We start from the raw sequence: 14,687 nt of genomic DNA on the forward strand, positions 1-14,687 counted from the left end.
TCGGATGGCGCCGCATGATCGAGACGCTCCAAAACGCCCTCGCTCCCCCTTCTATCCTTATCGCTTGCACCCAGCCAGCCTGCCTCAACACCTAACGACAACAGAGCCTTTCCAAAGGCGAAGCCTTTGGCGGGGTCAAGGGGCAGCGCCCCTTGGATGCTCACGGCACCTTGGCAACCCGCAGCGTATTGGTGCTGCCCGCCACGCCGAAGGGAAGGCCCGCCGCGATCACGATCTGATCGCCCGAGCGGGCCAGGCCGCTGACCACGGCGGCGTCGATCGCCTGGTCGACCACGTTCTCCACCGTATGGACCGGCGTTTCCTGTCCGACCGACTGGGCCGTGACGCCCCACACCACGCACAGGCGGCGTGCGATCTCGTCGGTAGGCGTCAGGCCGATGATCGGGCAGGACGGCCGCTCACGCGAGATGCACAGGGCGGTTGCCCCCGCCAGGGTGAAGGCGACGATGGCGCGTGCGTCGACGGTGGTGGCGACCTGGCCCGATGCGGCGGCGATGGCGTCGGCGACGAAGCCTTCGGGCGCCGGGCAACTGGCCTGCATCATCGACTGCCAGACGGCGTCTTCTTCGACGCGGCTGACGATGCGGCTCATGATGCCGACCGCTTCCAGCGGAAACTGACCGGCGGCTGTTTCGGCCGAGAGCATCACGGCATCCGCGCCGTCGAACACGGCGGTTGCCACATCCGACGCTTCGGCGCGGGTGGGGGTGGGGGCGCTGATCATGCTTTCCAGCATCTGGGTCGCCACCACCACCGGCTTGCCGAGCTGGCGGCACAGGCGGATGATGTGTTTCTGCGCCAGCGGCACCGCCTCGGGCGGAAGTTCGACGCCCAGATCGCCGCGCGCGACCATCACCGCGTCGGACAGGCGGACGATCTCGTCCAGATTGTCCATCGCCTGGGGTTTTTCGATCTTGGTCATGATCCAGGCGCGGTTGCCGGCGATGGCGCGGGCTTCCTTGACGTCTTCGGGGCGCTGGACGAAGGAGAGACCGATATAATCCACCCCGAGATCGAGGGCGAAATCGAGATCGCTGCGGTCCTTTTCGGTCAGGGCCGGGATCGGCAGCACGATGTCGGGGACGTTGACGCCCTTGCGGTCGGACAGCACGCCGCCGACGGCGACGACGGTATCCAGGTGATCCACGCCCACTTCGCGCACCACCAGGCGCAGCTTGCCGTCATCGAGCAGCAGGTTGCTGCCGACGGTGGCGGCGTGGATGATTTCGGGGTGGGGCAGGCGTACCCGCCGCTCGGTGCCGGGGGTGTCGTCGAGATCGAGGCGGAAGAAGGCGCCCGTCTGCAACGTCACCTTGCCCTGCTCGAACGTGCCGACGCGCAGTTTGGGGCCCTGGACATCGGCCAGGATGCCGATCGGCCGCCCCAGTTCGGCCTCGACTGCGCGAATGATCTCGTAGCGGGCGGCGTGGTCGGCATGTGTGCCGTGCGAGAAATTCAGGCGGAACACGTCGGCCCCGGACTCGGCCAGCGCGCGGATGATTTCGCGCGTGGATGAGGCCGGCCCCAGGGTGGACACGATCTTGGTGCGCCGGGGGCGTAAGGCTGTAGCGGAAGACATGGGCGTTTTCTCCTTCTGGATTCTGTCCGCAACCCGTTCGCTGTCCTGCTCCCGGCGGGCGCCGTCGTCCTTGCCCGCCGGGTTTTTCAGGACGGTTGAATGGTCTCCTGCGGCAGCAGGCCCCAGACCGCCTTGCGGTCCAGCCAGCCTGAATAATGTTGCACGCTGACGCGACACCATGTCGTGTCGGCGGCGCAGGTACGCAGGATGCCGACCGTTCCGGGTTTCAGCACCGCGATCAGGGCTGAACCGGCATCCGGGGTCGAGCGCAGCATGACCGCTCCGGGAATGGAGGCGGCCGAGGCGGGATCCGTCAGTCGTTCGACTTCACGACTATCGAAATGGCCTGCTGGTGGATTGGTTGCCTGTCTGGCTGCTGGCGAGGCGGCGGCGGGCGCTCCGGCTGTCGTCGGCGCGGGGGATGCCGGAGGGGTCGCCGGAGCCGGATCGACCGGCGGCAGGCCGGGGATGACGAAGCTGCGCGTGCCCACCAGCGTCGCCTGGTGCACCCAGCCTTTCTGGCCGTCGGAATCCTCGACGAGGCGCCAGACATCGAATTCGCGCTCGATTTTCACGGGCAGGTCGCGGCGGTGATAGACCCACTCGATCGGATAACGCTGTCCTGGCCCCGAGCGCATGTTCACCTCGTCGGCGCGCAGGGCCGCGAAGCGCGGCAGCGGCAGGCCGGTGACCGACCCTTTGTCCGTCGGGGCCGCCGGTTCGGCGGGCATTGCCGCCGGCGGGATGGCGACGGCTGCTCCGCCCGCGGGGGCTGCCGGGGTTGGTGCCGCCGCTGCCGCCAGGCCCGCCGCGGCGGCGGCCGCGGCGGTTGCCGCGTGATGGGAGCGGGCTGGATGGGGGACGATCGCGCCATGGTGATGGGCCGTCGCGCCGGCGTGTGTCGTGGCTGGATGGCCGTGATGGAGCGTTGTGGCCGCGCCGGAAGCTGCGGCCGGATGATGCCGCTTATGATGCGCGGGGCCGGTCGTCTTGGTCCCGGTCGCCTTGGTGCCCGCCGTGGCCTTGGCGGCGTGATGATGGTGATGGTGGCCCGTTTTGGACGGCTCCGGCGTGGTTGCTGCCGCGCCGTTGGGCAGGAGCGGGACCAGCAGCGTTGCGCAGAGCATCCAGCCGGCGCATCCGCGCGGGGTGATGCGGCGCGGGGCGGGGGGGAGGGCAAGGGAGGAAGTGGGCATCATGGCTGCATCCCTGCCAAGGCCCGCGCCGCACGGCAAGGGGATTTGCGGCCCTGGATGCATTGCGCGATCCGCCGCCCCGTCACAGGCTGATGACCTGCCGCCCGCGCGCGGCATCGAGGAAGGCGGGAACCCCCGCCACGGTCACGCCCGGCAAGAGATCGTCGGCGCCCAGACCGGTGAGACGCAGGCCGGATTCACACGCCATCAGCGTGCCGTCGAGCGCCTGGACGGCGTCGCGCAGAACCTCGAAGCCGGCGACGCCGCTGGCCTGGGTCGCGCTGTCCGCGCCGGCATCGCGCAGCCCCTGCCAGTCCCGCGCGAGGGCATGGACCCCGTGCCCGGCGGCGAAGATCAGCACCTTCCGGTCCACGGCAAGCGCCCCGGCGGCCAGGACCAGAGCATAATGCGCTCGCTCGAAGCCGCCATCGAGCAGCAGGATCGCCAGCCCTTCGCGCGGGATGTCAGTCGGCATGGATCGCGCAGGCTCCGGTTGGCACCTGTCCGGACGCATGGGCCGACAGGTCGTGAATGGTGGGATGGGTGCCGCAGAGTGGACAGTCGGGATCGCGGGAGAGGCGGATGGTGTGGAAGCGTGCCGCCAGGGCATCCCATACCAGCAGCCGGCCGGCGAGGCTCTCGCCGATATCGAGGATCTCTTTCAGGGCCTCGGTCGCCTGCAAGGTGCCCATGACCCCGGTGACCGCGCCGAAAACCCCGGCTTCGGCGCAGGACGGCACAGCGCCGTCACGCGGCGGAGCGGGATAAAGGCAGCGATAGCATGGCCCGCCCCGGTGCGGACGGAAGGTCGATAGCTGTCCCTCGAAGCGCAGCACGGCGGCCGAGACCAGAGTGCGCCGTTCCAGCGCGCAGGCATCGGCGACCAGGTAGCGGGTGCGGAAATTGTCGCTGCCGTCGCACACCAGGTCGTAGCCGCCGATCAGCGCACGCGCGTTGCCGGCGTCCAGCCGTGTCGCGTGGGTGTCGATGCGGACCAGCGGATTGACCGCGCGCATCGCCTCGGCCGCCGACTCGACCTTGCTGCGGCCGATCCGGTCGGTGGTGTGGGCGATCTGGCGCTGGAGGTTCGACAGGTCCACCAAATCGTCATCGACCAGTCCGATCCGGCCGACGCCCGCCGCTGCCAGATACAGGCCGAGTGGCGAGCCCAGCCCCCCGGCACCGACGATCAGCACGCTGGCGGCGCGCAGGGCGGCCTGCCCCGTGCCGCCGATTTCCGGCAGCAGGATATGCCGGGCATAGCGCTGGATTTCGGTCTCGGAAAAATCAGGAATCATACGTCCTGCCTTGTCTTGGGCCTTGTATGCGCCCCGCATGCCTGCTGCGGAATATGGCGTTTGGCCTGACTTTTTATAACAATTTGTATCACGCGGCATGAAACGCATGCATGGCCGATATGTTTATCGTATGTTGTGGGAGCAAGACAGGGGCGATTTTTTCGATGGACCGTTTCATGCGTCTGATGCCTGCCGGGTACATGGTCGCCGTTCGACGGCAGCAGGCGCGCCGCATCTGTGCGGTGACGCTGGTCATGTCGCTGTCCCTGTTCGTGGCCTCGCCATTCGTGACGCTGTGGTCGGTTTCGTCGGCTATTCAGGCACATGACATGCGCACATTGGGCACGTTCCTGAACTGGCGTGCCGTGCAGGCCAGCCTGAAGACGCAGATCATCAGCGGGATCGTGGGCAATCAGCCGGCGAGTGACGACGAATTGCCGGAATTCGGTTCCTCGTTTGCCACCACGGCGGTGTCTCACGCGATTGACGTACATGTGAATGCCGCCAACCTCGATACGCTGATGGGGCAGGTCATACCGGCGGCGCAGCCGGTGTCCGCGATCTCCCCGGTGGCCATGCTGCATCATGTCCGCATTCGCTTTCTGCGCCCGGACATGTTCGAGGCCCGTGCCGTGATGCCGGGCCACGAGCAGGAGACGCCGTTGCGCCTGCAGATGCGGATTCAGGGATGGCGGTGGAAGATTACCGAAGTGGATCTGCCGGCCAGCCGAACCGATCACCCGGTGATCGAGGCTTCGGCCGCGCCGGACAGGCTCGCCCTGCTCTCGCGCTGACGGCGATATGGTCCGTCTGCGCGTGTGTTGGCTGTGGGCAGGTTTCCGCCGGTCGTGCCCTGCTGCCGCCCTTCCCGTCGGGGACGGGCGGTAAGGGCGGATGGTTCAGCGGCGGGCGCGGGTCGCGGTCGTCTCGGCGGGCAGGTCTTCTTCCAGGATCGTGATGTGCAGGGCGTAGGACACTTCGCCCTCATCCTCGTCCCGGTGAACGGTGCCGATGATCTCGCCTTTTACGGCGACCTCGACCGACAGACCGGCGCGCGGCGGCGGATTGACCGTCAGTTCGGGGGACCCCAGCAGGCGGCGCAGGCAGACCTGAAGGCGGGTGATTTCGGAGGCGGACATGCTGCTCATGGAATGCTCTCTGTCGGAAAGGGTGGGGCCGATGGCATGGCCCGATAGTGGGGCGGACGCCGTCCGAGCCCGATATGATGATGCTCGCTATAGGCATTCGATGCCCTGCCCGCAACCGGGCGGCAGCGCGCCAAGGCCGCCTTCCCGCCTCAATCGTCTGATTTCGTCGTTTCATCAGTCCCCTGTTCGGGAGGATCTTTTGTCGATGCGCCGTGCGCTGTTCGCTCGCCTTTTTACGCCCCTGCGCCTTGCCTTGCTGGCGATGGTGCTGACAACACCGGCAATGGGGGCGGGCCTGACGAGTTTTGGCCCTCTGGAAGCCATGCAGCCGCTGAATGCGAAAGTGCTGGCCGACCAGATCAGGCAGGATGGTGCCCAGGAAGTCGGGCGCAGGTTGACGCGCGAACATGAATGGCCGCGCGTGCGCCGTGCCGTGGCGGCGGGTTGGGAAAACTGGATCGTGCTGGTGCCCGACCTGATCCCGGTTGCCGATCCGGGCACGAGCCGTGCGCTTCAGGCCGCGCTGCGGCGGGCCTTGATCCATAATCCGCGCGCTGTGCTGTCGATTCTGGATCGGAAAGATGATGTGCCTCTCGGCGGGAAGAACATCTGCGCCCCGGCGGCGGAACCTGCGTCCTGGCGGCCGCGTGCTCTCACGGCGATCCGCGAGGTGCATGACATCCATCTGATCGATCGGGGTACCGGTTGCCTGCATGCCCTGGAAGAGGAGAAATCCTGACGTTTCCGTATGTCAGGTTATGTCCGGTTCTTCCTGCCAACCCAGGCGCTTCAGGGCGGCGCGGATATGGGCGGGCGGTGGGGCGACGGCGGAAACCGGAGGGTCCAGCGGCAGGGAGAGCGCGCGACTCATCAGGTGCAGCCTGAAGCCGTCCTGCCCCGTTGCGTCGCCATAGACCGGATCGCCCAGGACCGGGCAGCCCAGGCTGGCGCAATGGAGCCGGGCCTGATGGGTGCGCCCGGTCAGCAACTGCAATTCCAGCCAGCTTGTTTCGCCGTCGCTGGCCAGAAGCCGCCACGCGGTGCGTGAGTCCTGGCCCGTGGGGGCCTGTACCATGCGCCAGCCCTGTTTGTCCGACTGTTTGGCGATCGTCATCGCCACCGTGCCGCTGTCGGTTACGGGGCGGCCGCGTACCACGGCCCAGTAGGTTTTGCGGGCCAGGCCGTTGGCGAAGGCGGCCTGTGCGGCCAATAGCGGTTGCTTGCGCAGGGCGATCAGCAGGCAGCCCGACGTATCGCGATCCAGCCGGTGGGCCAGCCATGGTCCGTCCGCCCGCCGTGACAGCAGCGGGAAGGAATCCTCGACCGACGGGCCGCCCGCGGGGCCGGCATGCACCGGCAGGCCGGGTGGCTTGTCGATGACCAGGAAGCGGGTGTCGCGGAACAGAACCGGAAAGGGATCGGCCCCGCCCGTGGGCGGGGCACCCGCAGGAAGGCAGGATGCTGGGCCGGCCGGCCGGGGCGGGGGCCGGCGCGCTCGCCGGGTCATTCGTCGTCGGGGGTGCGGCGCAGCAGGACTTCGCGCCGGCCGACATGGTTGGCCGGGCTGACGATGCCCTCCTTTTCCATCTGGTCGATGATCTTGGCGGCCCGGTTATAGCCGATCGACAGGTGGCGCTGGATGAACGAGGTCGATGCCTTGCCCTCGCGCGCCACGACGGCCACCGCCTGGTCGAACAGGCTGGTTTCCTCGTCATAGCCGCCGCTCAGCCCGTTGCCGGACGATTTGCCGCTGCTGCCGCCGCCGCTGTCCTCGTCCTGGGCCGAGATCACGTCGTCATCATAGATCGGCTCGCCCTGGCTGCGGAGGAAGCGGACCACGTCCTCGACCTCGCTATCGGCGACGAAGGGGCCGTGGACGCGGGTGATCCGGCCTCCACCCTGCATGTAGAGCATGTCGCCCTGGCCCAGAAGCTGCTCCGCCCCCTGCTCGCCCAGGATGGTGCGGCTGTCGAACTTGCTGATGACCTGGAAGGAGATGCGGGTCGGGAAATTGGCCTTGATGGTGCCGGTGATCACGTCGACCGAGGGGCGCTGCGTCGCCATGATCACATGGATGCCGGCCGCGCGGGCCTTCTGCGCCAGGCGCTGCACCGCCGTTTCGATCTCCTTGCCCGCGACCATCATCAGGTCCGCCATTTCGTCGATCACCACGACGATATAGGGTAGCGAGTTCAGCGCGAGCTGCTGTTCCTCGAAGGTCGGGCGGCCGGTCTCGGGGTCGTAGCCGGTCTGCACCCGGCGCGAGACGACTTCGCCGCGCTGGCGGGCGTCGGCCACCCGCTCGTTGTAGCCGCCGATATTGCGCACTTGCAGGTGCGACATGGCGCGGTAGCGGCGATCCATTTCCCGCACCGTCCATTTCAGGGCGGCGACGGCCTTGGCCGGCTCGGTGACCACCGGCGTCATCAGGTGCGGGATGCCCTCGTAGATCGACAGTTCCAGGATCTTGGGGTCGATCAGGATCAGGCGGCATTCCTCGGGCGACATGCGGAACAGCAGCGACAGGATCATCGCGTTGACGCCGACCGACTTGCCCGACCCGGTGGTGCCGGCGATCAGCAGGTGCGGCATGCGCGCCAGGTCGCCATAGATCGGCATGCCGGAAATATCCTTGCCCAGCGCCAGGCAGAGCTGCGACGACGCATGGTGCCACGCGTCGTCGGTGAAGAGTTCGGACAGATAGACCGTCTCGCGCCGTGCGTTGGGTACTTCGATGCCGATCACGTTGCGGCCGGGGACGGTGGCGATCCGCACGCTCAGCACCGACAGCGACCGTGCCACGTCGTCCGCCAGGCCGATCACCCGGGCCGAGCGGATGCCCGGCGCGGGTTCCAGCTCATACAGCGTGACCACGGGGCCGGCATGGATCTGCCCGATCTGCCCCTGCACGCCGTAATCGGACAGTACGGTTTCCAGCAGTCGCGCATTGGCCTGCAAGGCGTCCTGCGACGGGCCGGTCTGGCCGTGCGCGGGGGCGGGCTTCAGCAGGTCGAGCGGCGGCAGGCGCCACGGATCGCGGCCGTCGGAACGCGGTGGCGGCGCGTAGTCGTCCGGGTCGGGTACCGCGCGGGCGGCGGCGGGTGGCTCCGTCGGCTCGGGGCGGCCGCCGAACAGCCGGCCTATCAGAGACGGGCGCGGCGGTTCGGCCGGGGGGGCGGCCGACGTGACGGGAGGGTGCGTGGCTTCTGGCGCCGGGCGGGGGACGACAGCCTGGGTCGCCGGGCCGCCCAGCAGCAGGGGGGGCGCCTCGTCGGCGGTGTCGTCTTCCATGCCGGGGGGCTGGACCCAGCCTGTGCCCAGTGACGGCCGGGCAGGTGGCCGGGACGTGGGGCGGGGGGCCGGCTGGGCGGGCGGATGGGCCGCGGGCCGGGCGTCCGGCGCGGGGCGCTCGGTGCGTGTGGAGCGTGGCGGTTCGGGCGCGCGGGCCTGGGCGGAGAGGTCCGGCCGGGGGGGCGGCACCGTGCCGTCCAGCGAACCGTTCCAGCGGCCGGTGGCGTCGGCGGCGGGACGGTCGGCTGGGGTGGCGGGGGCCGGCATCCGGCGGGCGAGGCGCATGGGCTGACGGGCGACGGCGCGCAGCGCCCGGCCGATCGCCTTCCATTCGCTCCGGGACAGGCCGATCCCCAGCGGTACCAGCAGGAGGGTCAGCAGCAGCCCGAGCACCCATACGGCCAGTCGCCCGGCCGGACCGAGCAGCGACATGCCCGCCTGGAGCGCGGTATGGGCGATCGACAGGCCGAAAGCGCCGCCCAGGCCGGATTCCGTGGGCCAGTGCGGGATGGGCAGGACCGGCGCCAGCATCGGCACGGCCGCTAGCAAGGCCCCCATGACCGGCATGGCGCACAGGATCGCCACCGCCCGCAGCAGGATCGACCCCATGGCGGCATGGCGGATTACTCGCCAGCCCCAGGCCATCATCGCCAGGATCGGCAGGGCGCAGGTGATGCCGACATTCTGCAACAGCACGTCCGCCAGGTAGGAGCCGGCCATGCCCAGCAGGTTGGTGGGGGCCTGGGTGCTGGCGGTGTTCATCGACGGGTCGAGCGGGTTGTAGCTCCACAGTGATGCGGCCAGCGCCAGGGCCAGAAGCCACAGCACCATGCCTCCCATCTCGGCCAGTCTCTGCCTTGCGGCGGAGCGGATGCGCGGGGCGTTCAGAGAGGCAGGAATGTAGCGGCCAAAGCTCGGCAAATGTTCGGGTCCTGTACGCTGGGGCCGTCGTCGCGTGGACCGGGCGGTTCCGTCACGACGGCAGGCACGATGGAGCGGACGGCCCGGCCGGGAGGGCGGCCGGTCCTGGGTCCGGAAACCGGGGAAGTATAGCCTGCCCTTTCCGGAATACAGAAGGGCGGTTCAGCCGTTATTCCGGCATTGTGCCGGCGGCCCGCCAGATCGAAAGCCGCGCCGCGCCGTGGTGGCGCTCGGCCAGCGGGGCGTCGGGCAGGATCGGATTGCCGATGGGCAGGGGTTCGTCGGCGCCGGTCTCGATCACGATCAGTGCGTTGGGGGCGATCCAGCCCGTTCGGGCCAAGGCTGCCAGAGCCCGTTCCGGCAGCCCCTGCCCGTAGGGGGGGTCCAGCAGCAGCAGGCTGCACGGCTGGCCGGCGGCGGGTGGCCGGGTGACGTCGCCGGCGCGCAGCATCGTGCGGTCACGCGCCCCGCAGGCCGCGATGTTGGCGCGCAGCGCGGCCAGGGCGGCACGGTCGGTCTCGAAGAACGTGCAGTGGGGCGCGCCGCGCGACAGGGCTTCCAGCCCCAGGGCGCCGGTGCCGGCGAAGCCGTCCAGCACCCGTGCCTCTTCCATCAGGCCGTGGCCGCCCCAGGGCGCATGCAGCAGCATGTCGAACAGGGCCTGGCGGACCCGGTCGGCGGTGGGACGGGTGGTGCGCCCCGGTGGCGCCGCCAGCGCGCGGCCACGCCATTGGCCGGCGACGATCCGCATCGGCCGGTCAGGACTTGCGCGATGGGCGTGGGGACGGCCCCAATCCAGGGATCTGCTCGCGCAGTACCTTCCCCGGCACTTCCTCCAGTTCCGACCGTTGCAGGGTGCCGAGCTGGAACGGGCCGTAGGCGGTGCGGATCAGCCGGCTGACATGCAGGTTCAGGCCACGCATGACCTTGCGCACCTCGCGGTTCTTGCCCTCGCGCAGCGCCACCGTCAGCCACGCATTGTCGCCCTTGCGGGAATCCAGCCCGGCTTCGATGGGGCCGTAGCGCACGCCTTCGAAGACGCTGCCGTCGGCCAGCGCCTTCAACTGGGCCTCGTCCACCATGCCGAAGACGCGGACGCGGTAGCGCCGCAGCCAGCCGTTGGACGGCAGTTCCAGCCGGCGGGCCAGTTCGCCGTCATTGGTCAGCAGCAGCAGGCCCTCGCTGTTCAGGTCCAGCCGCCCGATGCTGATGACGCGCGGCATGCCTTCGGGGAGCGAGGCGAAGACGGTCGGCCGGCCCTCGGGGTCGCGGTGGGTCGTCACCAGCCCGTCGGGCTTGTGGTAGCGCCAGAGCCGGGTGCGCTCGGGCGTTTCGACGACCGCGCCGTCCACCTGTACGACGTCGCTCGCCACCACGAAGGTTGCCGGGTGGGTCACGGCCTCGCCGTTCAGGCGCACGCGCCCTTCCTCGACCATGCGTTCGGCGTCGCGGCGGCTGGCGATGCCGGAGCGGGCCAGCCATTTGGCGATCCGTTCGCCGCGCTCGGGCCGGCTGGTGTCGTCGCGCTTTGTCATCTCGATCCCGAAGCCTCTATCAGGGCGGAAAAAATACGTCTGTCTGCCATGGATATGGCGAATTCCGGGTGCCATTGCACGCCCAGGCAGAAGGGATGGCCAGGATATTCGATGGCCTCGGCCACGCCATCGGGCGCCACGGCGCTGATGATGGCTCGTCCCGGTTCGCGCACGGCCTGGTGATGGGCGGAATTGACGGCGATCCGCGTGGCGCCCGTGATGCGCGCCAGCATCGTGCCGGGCAGGATGTCCACTTCGTGGCCGGGTTCGTCGCGCGGATTGGGCTGTTCGTGCGCCAGCGCGTCGATCACGGTGTCGGGGATATGCTGGATCAGGGTGCCGCCCAGGGCGACGGCCAGCAATTGCTGGCCGCCGCAGATGCCCAGCACCGGCAGCCCGGACGCGATGGCGCCCTGTGCCAGCGCCAGTTCGGCGTTGGTGCGGCCGGTCTTGAGGGTGACGCTGTCGTGTCGCTGGTCCGTGCCGTACAGAGCCGGGTCGACGTCGAAGGCGCCGCCGGTAATCACCAGGCCGTCGAGCCGCGCCAGCATGGCGGGGGCGAGATCGGCCTGATGGGGCAGCGCGACGGGCAGGCCGCCGGCATCGGCGATGGTGTCCATGTAATTGCAGCGCAGCGCATACCACGGAAAACGGGAATAGCCGCTCCCGTCCGGGGTGCCGGCTTCGCTGTCCAGGGTGACGCCGATCAGGGGGCGGGGTCGAATCATTCCGCCTGACCTAGAGGAATATCGTCGTCAGGGAAATCCGCCATGCGCGGAATGATGGGGCCGCGTCGAAAGGGCGGCGAGCGGTTCGGGGGGCCTGGGCCGTCATGTCGTCACGGCGTGTAGCGCACGCCGGCACCTGCGTCCCGTAGGACGCACGGTCATGGACGCGCGGTGCCGATGGGTCGGTCGTCTGGCGAATGCAGGGTCGCCCGGTCGGTCAGCCGTCGGAGACCATCGAATGCAGGCTCGCGGTAAGGGTATGACGGCCCATCAGTTCGGGTTCGCATGCGGAAAAGCCGATGACGATTGCCGCGGCGGCCAGGATCAACGTGAGCGTATTCATCGTCTGCCTCCTGCTCTCATATCGGTCCCGATTGTTTCAGGATCCGTTACCGGCGATGCCGTTACACTGTCAGTCGCAACCCGGCCTGTCCATTAAAATCAATATTTTTTCCCGATTTGCGTCGTTCGGTCCATTCTGGACGCCGCGCCGTCCTGTAATATGTTGTGAACGCTGTGTCCTGCCCCGTTGCCGGCATAGGGGGCGATGGGATCTATGCGACGCGAACGCGGCCGACGAGGATGGAGTTTCATGATCGGGCGAGGACAGGACCTGATTTTCTGCGGTTTTGCGCCATATTCTGGTCGGGTGGTGCGCGGTGCCGGCTGAGTGCCGCCCCGCCGACCCGATGGCCATTGCGCTGGAGGAGGCGCGTGCCGCCGCGGCGCGGGGCGAGGTGCCGGTGGGGGCCGTGCTGCTGGGACCGGATGGCAGCGTGGTGGCCCGGGATGGCAACCGGGTGGAGGCCGCGCATGATGCGGGTGCCCATGCCGAGATGCTGGTCATGCGCGCGGCCGCCCGGCGGCTGGGCAGCCCGCGCCTGACGGGTTGCACCCTGGTGGTGACGCTGGAGCCCTGCCCGATGTGCGCGGCGGCGGCGGTGCATTTCCGGGTCGGGCGCATTCTGTTCGGTGCCTATGACCCCAAGGGGGGCGGCGTCGAGCACGGGCCGCGCCTGCTGGCACGGCCGGACTGCCTGCATCGGCCCGAATGGGTGGGCGGGGTGCGCGAGCGCGAGGCGGCACAGTTATTGCGCGATTTTTTTCAGGCATTGCGCGCGTGAGAATTTGCGGGAAATGCGGAGATAACGCATCCTTCATCGGCAGGTACGGTACAGGTTGGGTTCGACCGCATACTATTCTGGACTGTACCTCAGGAAGGGGCGGCGTCTTGCCCGGCCGCTCCAGCAACAATCAGGAATGCTATGACTGACGAGTTTCAGCCCATGATGTCTTTCCGCCCGCGCCGGATGCGGGGCAGGGTTTTGGCCGCGCTGGTCGCCACGACGATGCTGGGCGGCGCGGCGCAGGCCGTGATGATGGACACGGCACGGGCTGACGAGACAGGCGTCATCCGTCCGAACACCCAGACCCAGACGCTGCCCAATTTCGTCAATCTGGTGAAGCAGGTGCGCCCTGCCGTGGTCTCCATCACCGCCAATATCCGCGCGGAAGACGTGGATGAAGAGGGCGGGATGCAGGGCCAGCAGCAGATGCCCTTTCCCTTCCCGTTTCCGTTCCAGATGATGCCGCAGCAGCAGCGTCGGACGATCGAGGCCAGGGGGTCGGGCTTCATCATCTCGGCGGATGGGTACGTCGTGACCAACAACCATGTGGTCAAGGGCGCGACCAAGGTGACGGTGACGCTCGATGACGGCACCACCCTGCCCGCCAAGATCATCGGGCGCGACCCCAAGACCGATCTGGCGCTGCTGAAGGTCACGACCCAGAGCAAGCTGCGCTTCATCGAACTGGGTGATTCCGACAAGGTGGAGCCCGGCGAATGGGTGGTCGCGGTCGGCAATCCTTTCGGGCTGGGCGGCACCGTGACGGCGGGCATCGTCTCGGCGCGCGGCCGCGATATCGGCGACGGGCCGTATGATTCGTTCATCCAGGTGGATGCGCCGATCAATCGCGGCAATTCGGGCGGCCCGCTCTTTACCCAGGACGGCAAGGTCGTGGGTGTGAACACCGCCATCCTTTCGCCCACGGGTGGGTCGATCGGCATCGGGTTCGCCATTCCTTCCGACGTGGTCAAGAACGTCGTCGAGCAGTTGCAGAAGACCGGCCATGTGACGCGCGGCTATCTGGGCGTGGTGGCGCAGGTGATCACGCCGGCCATGGCCAAGGCGCTGGGCCTGAAGCCGGCCGGCGACGGGGTTCCGCCCAGCGGCGCGCTGGTGGCCAGCGTCAGCAACAGCAGTCCGGCCGAAAAGGCGGGCCTGAAGGCCGGTGACGTGATTACCGCGCTCAACGGCCAGAAGATCGACAGCCCGCATGATCTGGCGGTCAAGGTTGCGTCGCTGCCGCCGGGTACTTCGGTGACGATCGCCTATCTGCGCAACAACGCGGCGCAGACGGCCTCGGTGAAGATCGCGAACCTGTCCAGCGCGTCGTCGCCCGATGGCTCGGTTGGTGACAGGAGCGAGGCCGGCGGTCCGCGTCTGGGGGTTTCGCTTTCGCCGCTTACGCGCGATCTGCGCCAGCAACTGGGGCTGGATGGTTCGGTGCGTGGCGTCGTCGTAAGCGATGTCCAGGCGGGGTCGGTGGCCGAGCAGGCGGGTATTCGCGCCGGTGACGTGATCCAGGCCGTCGGCAACAGCCCGGTCGATAATCCGGGAGCCACGGTGACCGCCGTTCGGGCCGCCCTGAAATCCAACCAGTCGGTGTTGCTGCGTGTGCTGCGCGGTGGCCAGAACCTGTTCATCGCCGTGACACCGGGTTCGTCCGATGACAGTGGCGCGGCCGGTAGCGACAACGACAACGATAACGACTGACCGGCGGTGGCGCCGCTCCCGCGGGGGCAACTGTGTTGATCATGTGATCTGCAAAGTCTGACCTTTCTGGATCATGGCATTGAGGATGACGAGAAGCTGGCGTGCGATGGCGATAAGGATGGTCTTGGGTGCC

The 14,687-nt window shown here is 68.4% G+C and carries 15 protein-coding genes; 4 read left to right on the forward strand and 11 right to left on the reverse strand.

Features of this window, described 5'->3' with window-relative positions:
• Positions 1 to 160: 160 nt before the first annotated feature.
• The 4 genes from pyk to HLH25_RS19310 form a co-directional block, all read right to left on the reverse strand.
• Positions 161 to 1,600, reverse strand: coding sequence for a pyruvate kinase (gene pyk, locus HLH25_RS19295; RefSeq protein WP_182975631.1), 1,440 nt, complete (start codon positions 1,598 to 1,600; stop codon positions 161 to 163).
• An 86-nt stretch (positions 1,601 to 1,686) separates the two neighbouring features.
• The gene (locus HLH25_RS19300) at positions 1,687 to 2,799 is read right to left on the reverse strand and encodes an SH3 domain-containing protein (protein WP_246402856.1); all 1,113 of its coding nucleotides are present in this window, start codon (positions 2,797 to 2,799) and stop codon (positions 1,687 to 1,689) included.
• A 79-nt stretch (positions 2,800 to 2,878) separates the two neighbouring features.
• Positions 2,879 to 3,271 (reverse strand): DsrE family protein, encoded by a 393-nt coding sequence (locus tag HLH25_RS19305; protein WP_182975632.1) that lies wholly within the window; start codon positions 3,269 to 3,271, stop codon positions 2,879 to 2,881.
• A complete protein-coding gene (locus HLH25_RS19310) occupies positions 3,261 to 4,094 on the reverse strand; it encodes a HesA/MoeB/ThiF family protein (RefSeq protein WP_182975633.1) in 834 nt (277 codons plus the stop codon). The genes HLH25_RS19305 and HLH25_RS19310 overlap by 11 nt, the downstream gene beginning before the upstream one ends.
• Before the next feature lie 176 nt (positions 4,095 to 4,270).
• Here HLH25_RS19310 and HLH25_RS19315 point away from each other — a divergent pair, with 176 nt between their 5' ends.
• Positions 4,271 to 4,888 carry a DUF2939 domain-containing protein gene (locus tag HLH25_RS19315; RefSeq protein WP_246402857.1) on the forward strand — a complete coding sequence of 206 codons (618 nt, stop codon included), beginning with the start codon at positions 4,271 to 4,273 and terminating at the stop codon, positions 4,886 to 4,888.
• A gap of 105 nt (positions 4,889 to 4,993) precedes the next feature.
• Here HLH25_RS19315 and HLH25_RS19320 read toward each other — a convergent pair whose 3' ends face one another.
• Positions 4,994 to 5,242: a DUF3126 family protein gene (locus HLH25_RS19320; protein WP_114725217.1), complete on the reverse strand. Its 249-nt coding sequence runs from the start codon at positions 5,240 to 5,242 to the stop codon at positions 4,994 to 4,996.
• Positions 5,243 to 5,447: 205 nt separating this feature from the next.
• Here HLH25_RS19320 and HLH25_RS19325 point away from each other — a divergent pair, with 205 nt between their 5' ends.
• Positions 5,448 to 5,981 (forward strand): hypothetical protein, encoded by a 534-nt coding sequence (locus HLH25_RS19325; RefSeq protein ID WP_182975642.1) that lies wholly within the window; start codon positions 5,448 to 5,450, stop codon positions 5,979 to 5,981.
• Positions 5,982 to 5,993: 12 nt separating this feature from the next.
• Here HLH25_RS19325 and HLH25_RS19330 read toward each other — a convergent pair whose 3' ends face one another.
• The 6 genes from HLH25_RS19330 to HLH25_RS20600 form a co-directional block, all read right to left on the reverse strand.
• Positions 5,994 to 6,749, reverse strand: coding sequence for an RluA family pseudouridine synthase (locus HLH25_RS19330; protein WP_182975635.1), 756 nt, complete (start codon positions 6,747 to 6,749; stop codon positions 5,994 to 5,996).
• Complete coding sequence (locus tag HLH25_RS19335; RefSeq protein WP_182975636.1) at positions 6,746 to 9,454, reverse strand: FtsK/SpoIIIE family DNA translocase; 2,709 nt, start codon at positions 9,452 to 9,454, stop codon at positions 6,746 to 6,748. The genes HLH25_RS19330 and HLH25_RS19335 overlap by 4 nt, the downstream gene beginning before the upstream one ends.
• A gap of 169 nt (positions 9,455 to 9,623) precedes the next feature.
• Positions 9,624 to 10,205, reverse strand: a complete 582-nt coding sequence (gene rsmD, locus HLH25_RS19340) for a 16S rRNA (guanine(966)-N(2))-methyltransferase RsmD (RefSeq protein WP_182975637.1) — start codon at positions 10,203 to 10,205, stop codon at positions 9,624 to 9,626.
• Positions 10,206 to 10,212: 7 nt separating this feature from the next.
• Entirely contained in the window at positions 10,213 to 10,989 is a 777-nt protein-coding gene (locus HLH25_RS19345; protein WP_182975638.1) for a pseudouridine synthase, read from the reverse strand.
• Complete coding sequence (locus HLH25_RS19350) at positions 10,986 to 11,717, reverse strand: gamma-glutamyl-gamma-aminobutyrate hydrolase family protein (RefSeq protein WP_182975639.1); 732 nt, start codon at positions 11,715 to 11,717, stop codon at positions 10,986 to 10,988. The genes HLH25_RS19345 and HLH25_RS19350 overlap by 4 nt, the downstream gene beginning before the upstream one ends.
• Positions 11,718 to 11,934: 217 nt before the next feature.
• Entirely contained in the window at positions 11,935 to 12,060 is a 126-nt protein-coding gene (locus tag HLH25_RS20600; protein ID WP_255318178.1) for a hypothetical protein, read from the reverse strand.
• A 346-nt stretch (positions 12,061 to 12,406) separates the two neighbouring features.
• Here HLH25_RS20600 and HLH25_RS19355 point away from each other — a divergent pair, with 346 nt between their 5' ends.
• Positions 12,407 to 12,841: a nucleoside deaminase gene (locus tag HLH25_RS19355; protein ID WP_182975643.1), complete on the forward strand. Its 435-nt coding sequence runs from the start codon at positions 12,407 to 12,409 to the stop codon at positions 12,839 to 12,841.
• A 141-nt stretch (positions 12,842 to 12,982) separates the two neighbouring features.
• Positions 12,983 to 14,554, forward strand: a complete 1,572-nt coding sequence (locus HLH25_RS19360; protein WP_182975640.1) for a Do family serine endopeptidase — start codon at positions 12,983 to 12,985, stop codon at positions 14,552 to 14,554.
• Positions 14,555 to 14,687 lie beyond the last annotated feature (133 nt).

This window comes from Gluconacetobacter dulcium (assembly GCF_014174165.1).
In the GTDB taxonomy this organism is placed as follows: domain Bacteria; phylum Pseudomonadota; class Alphaproteobacteria; order Acetobacterales; family Acetobacteraceae; genus Gluconacetobacter; species Gluconacetobacter dulcium.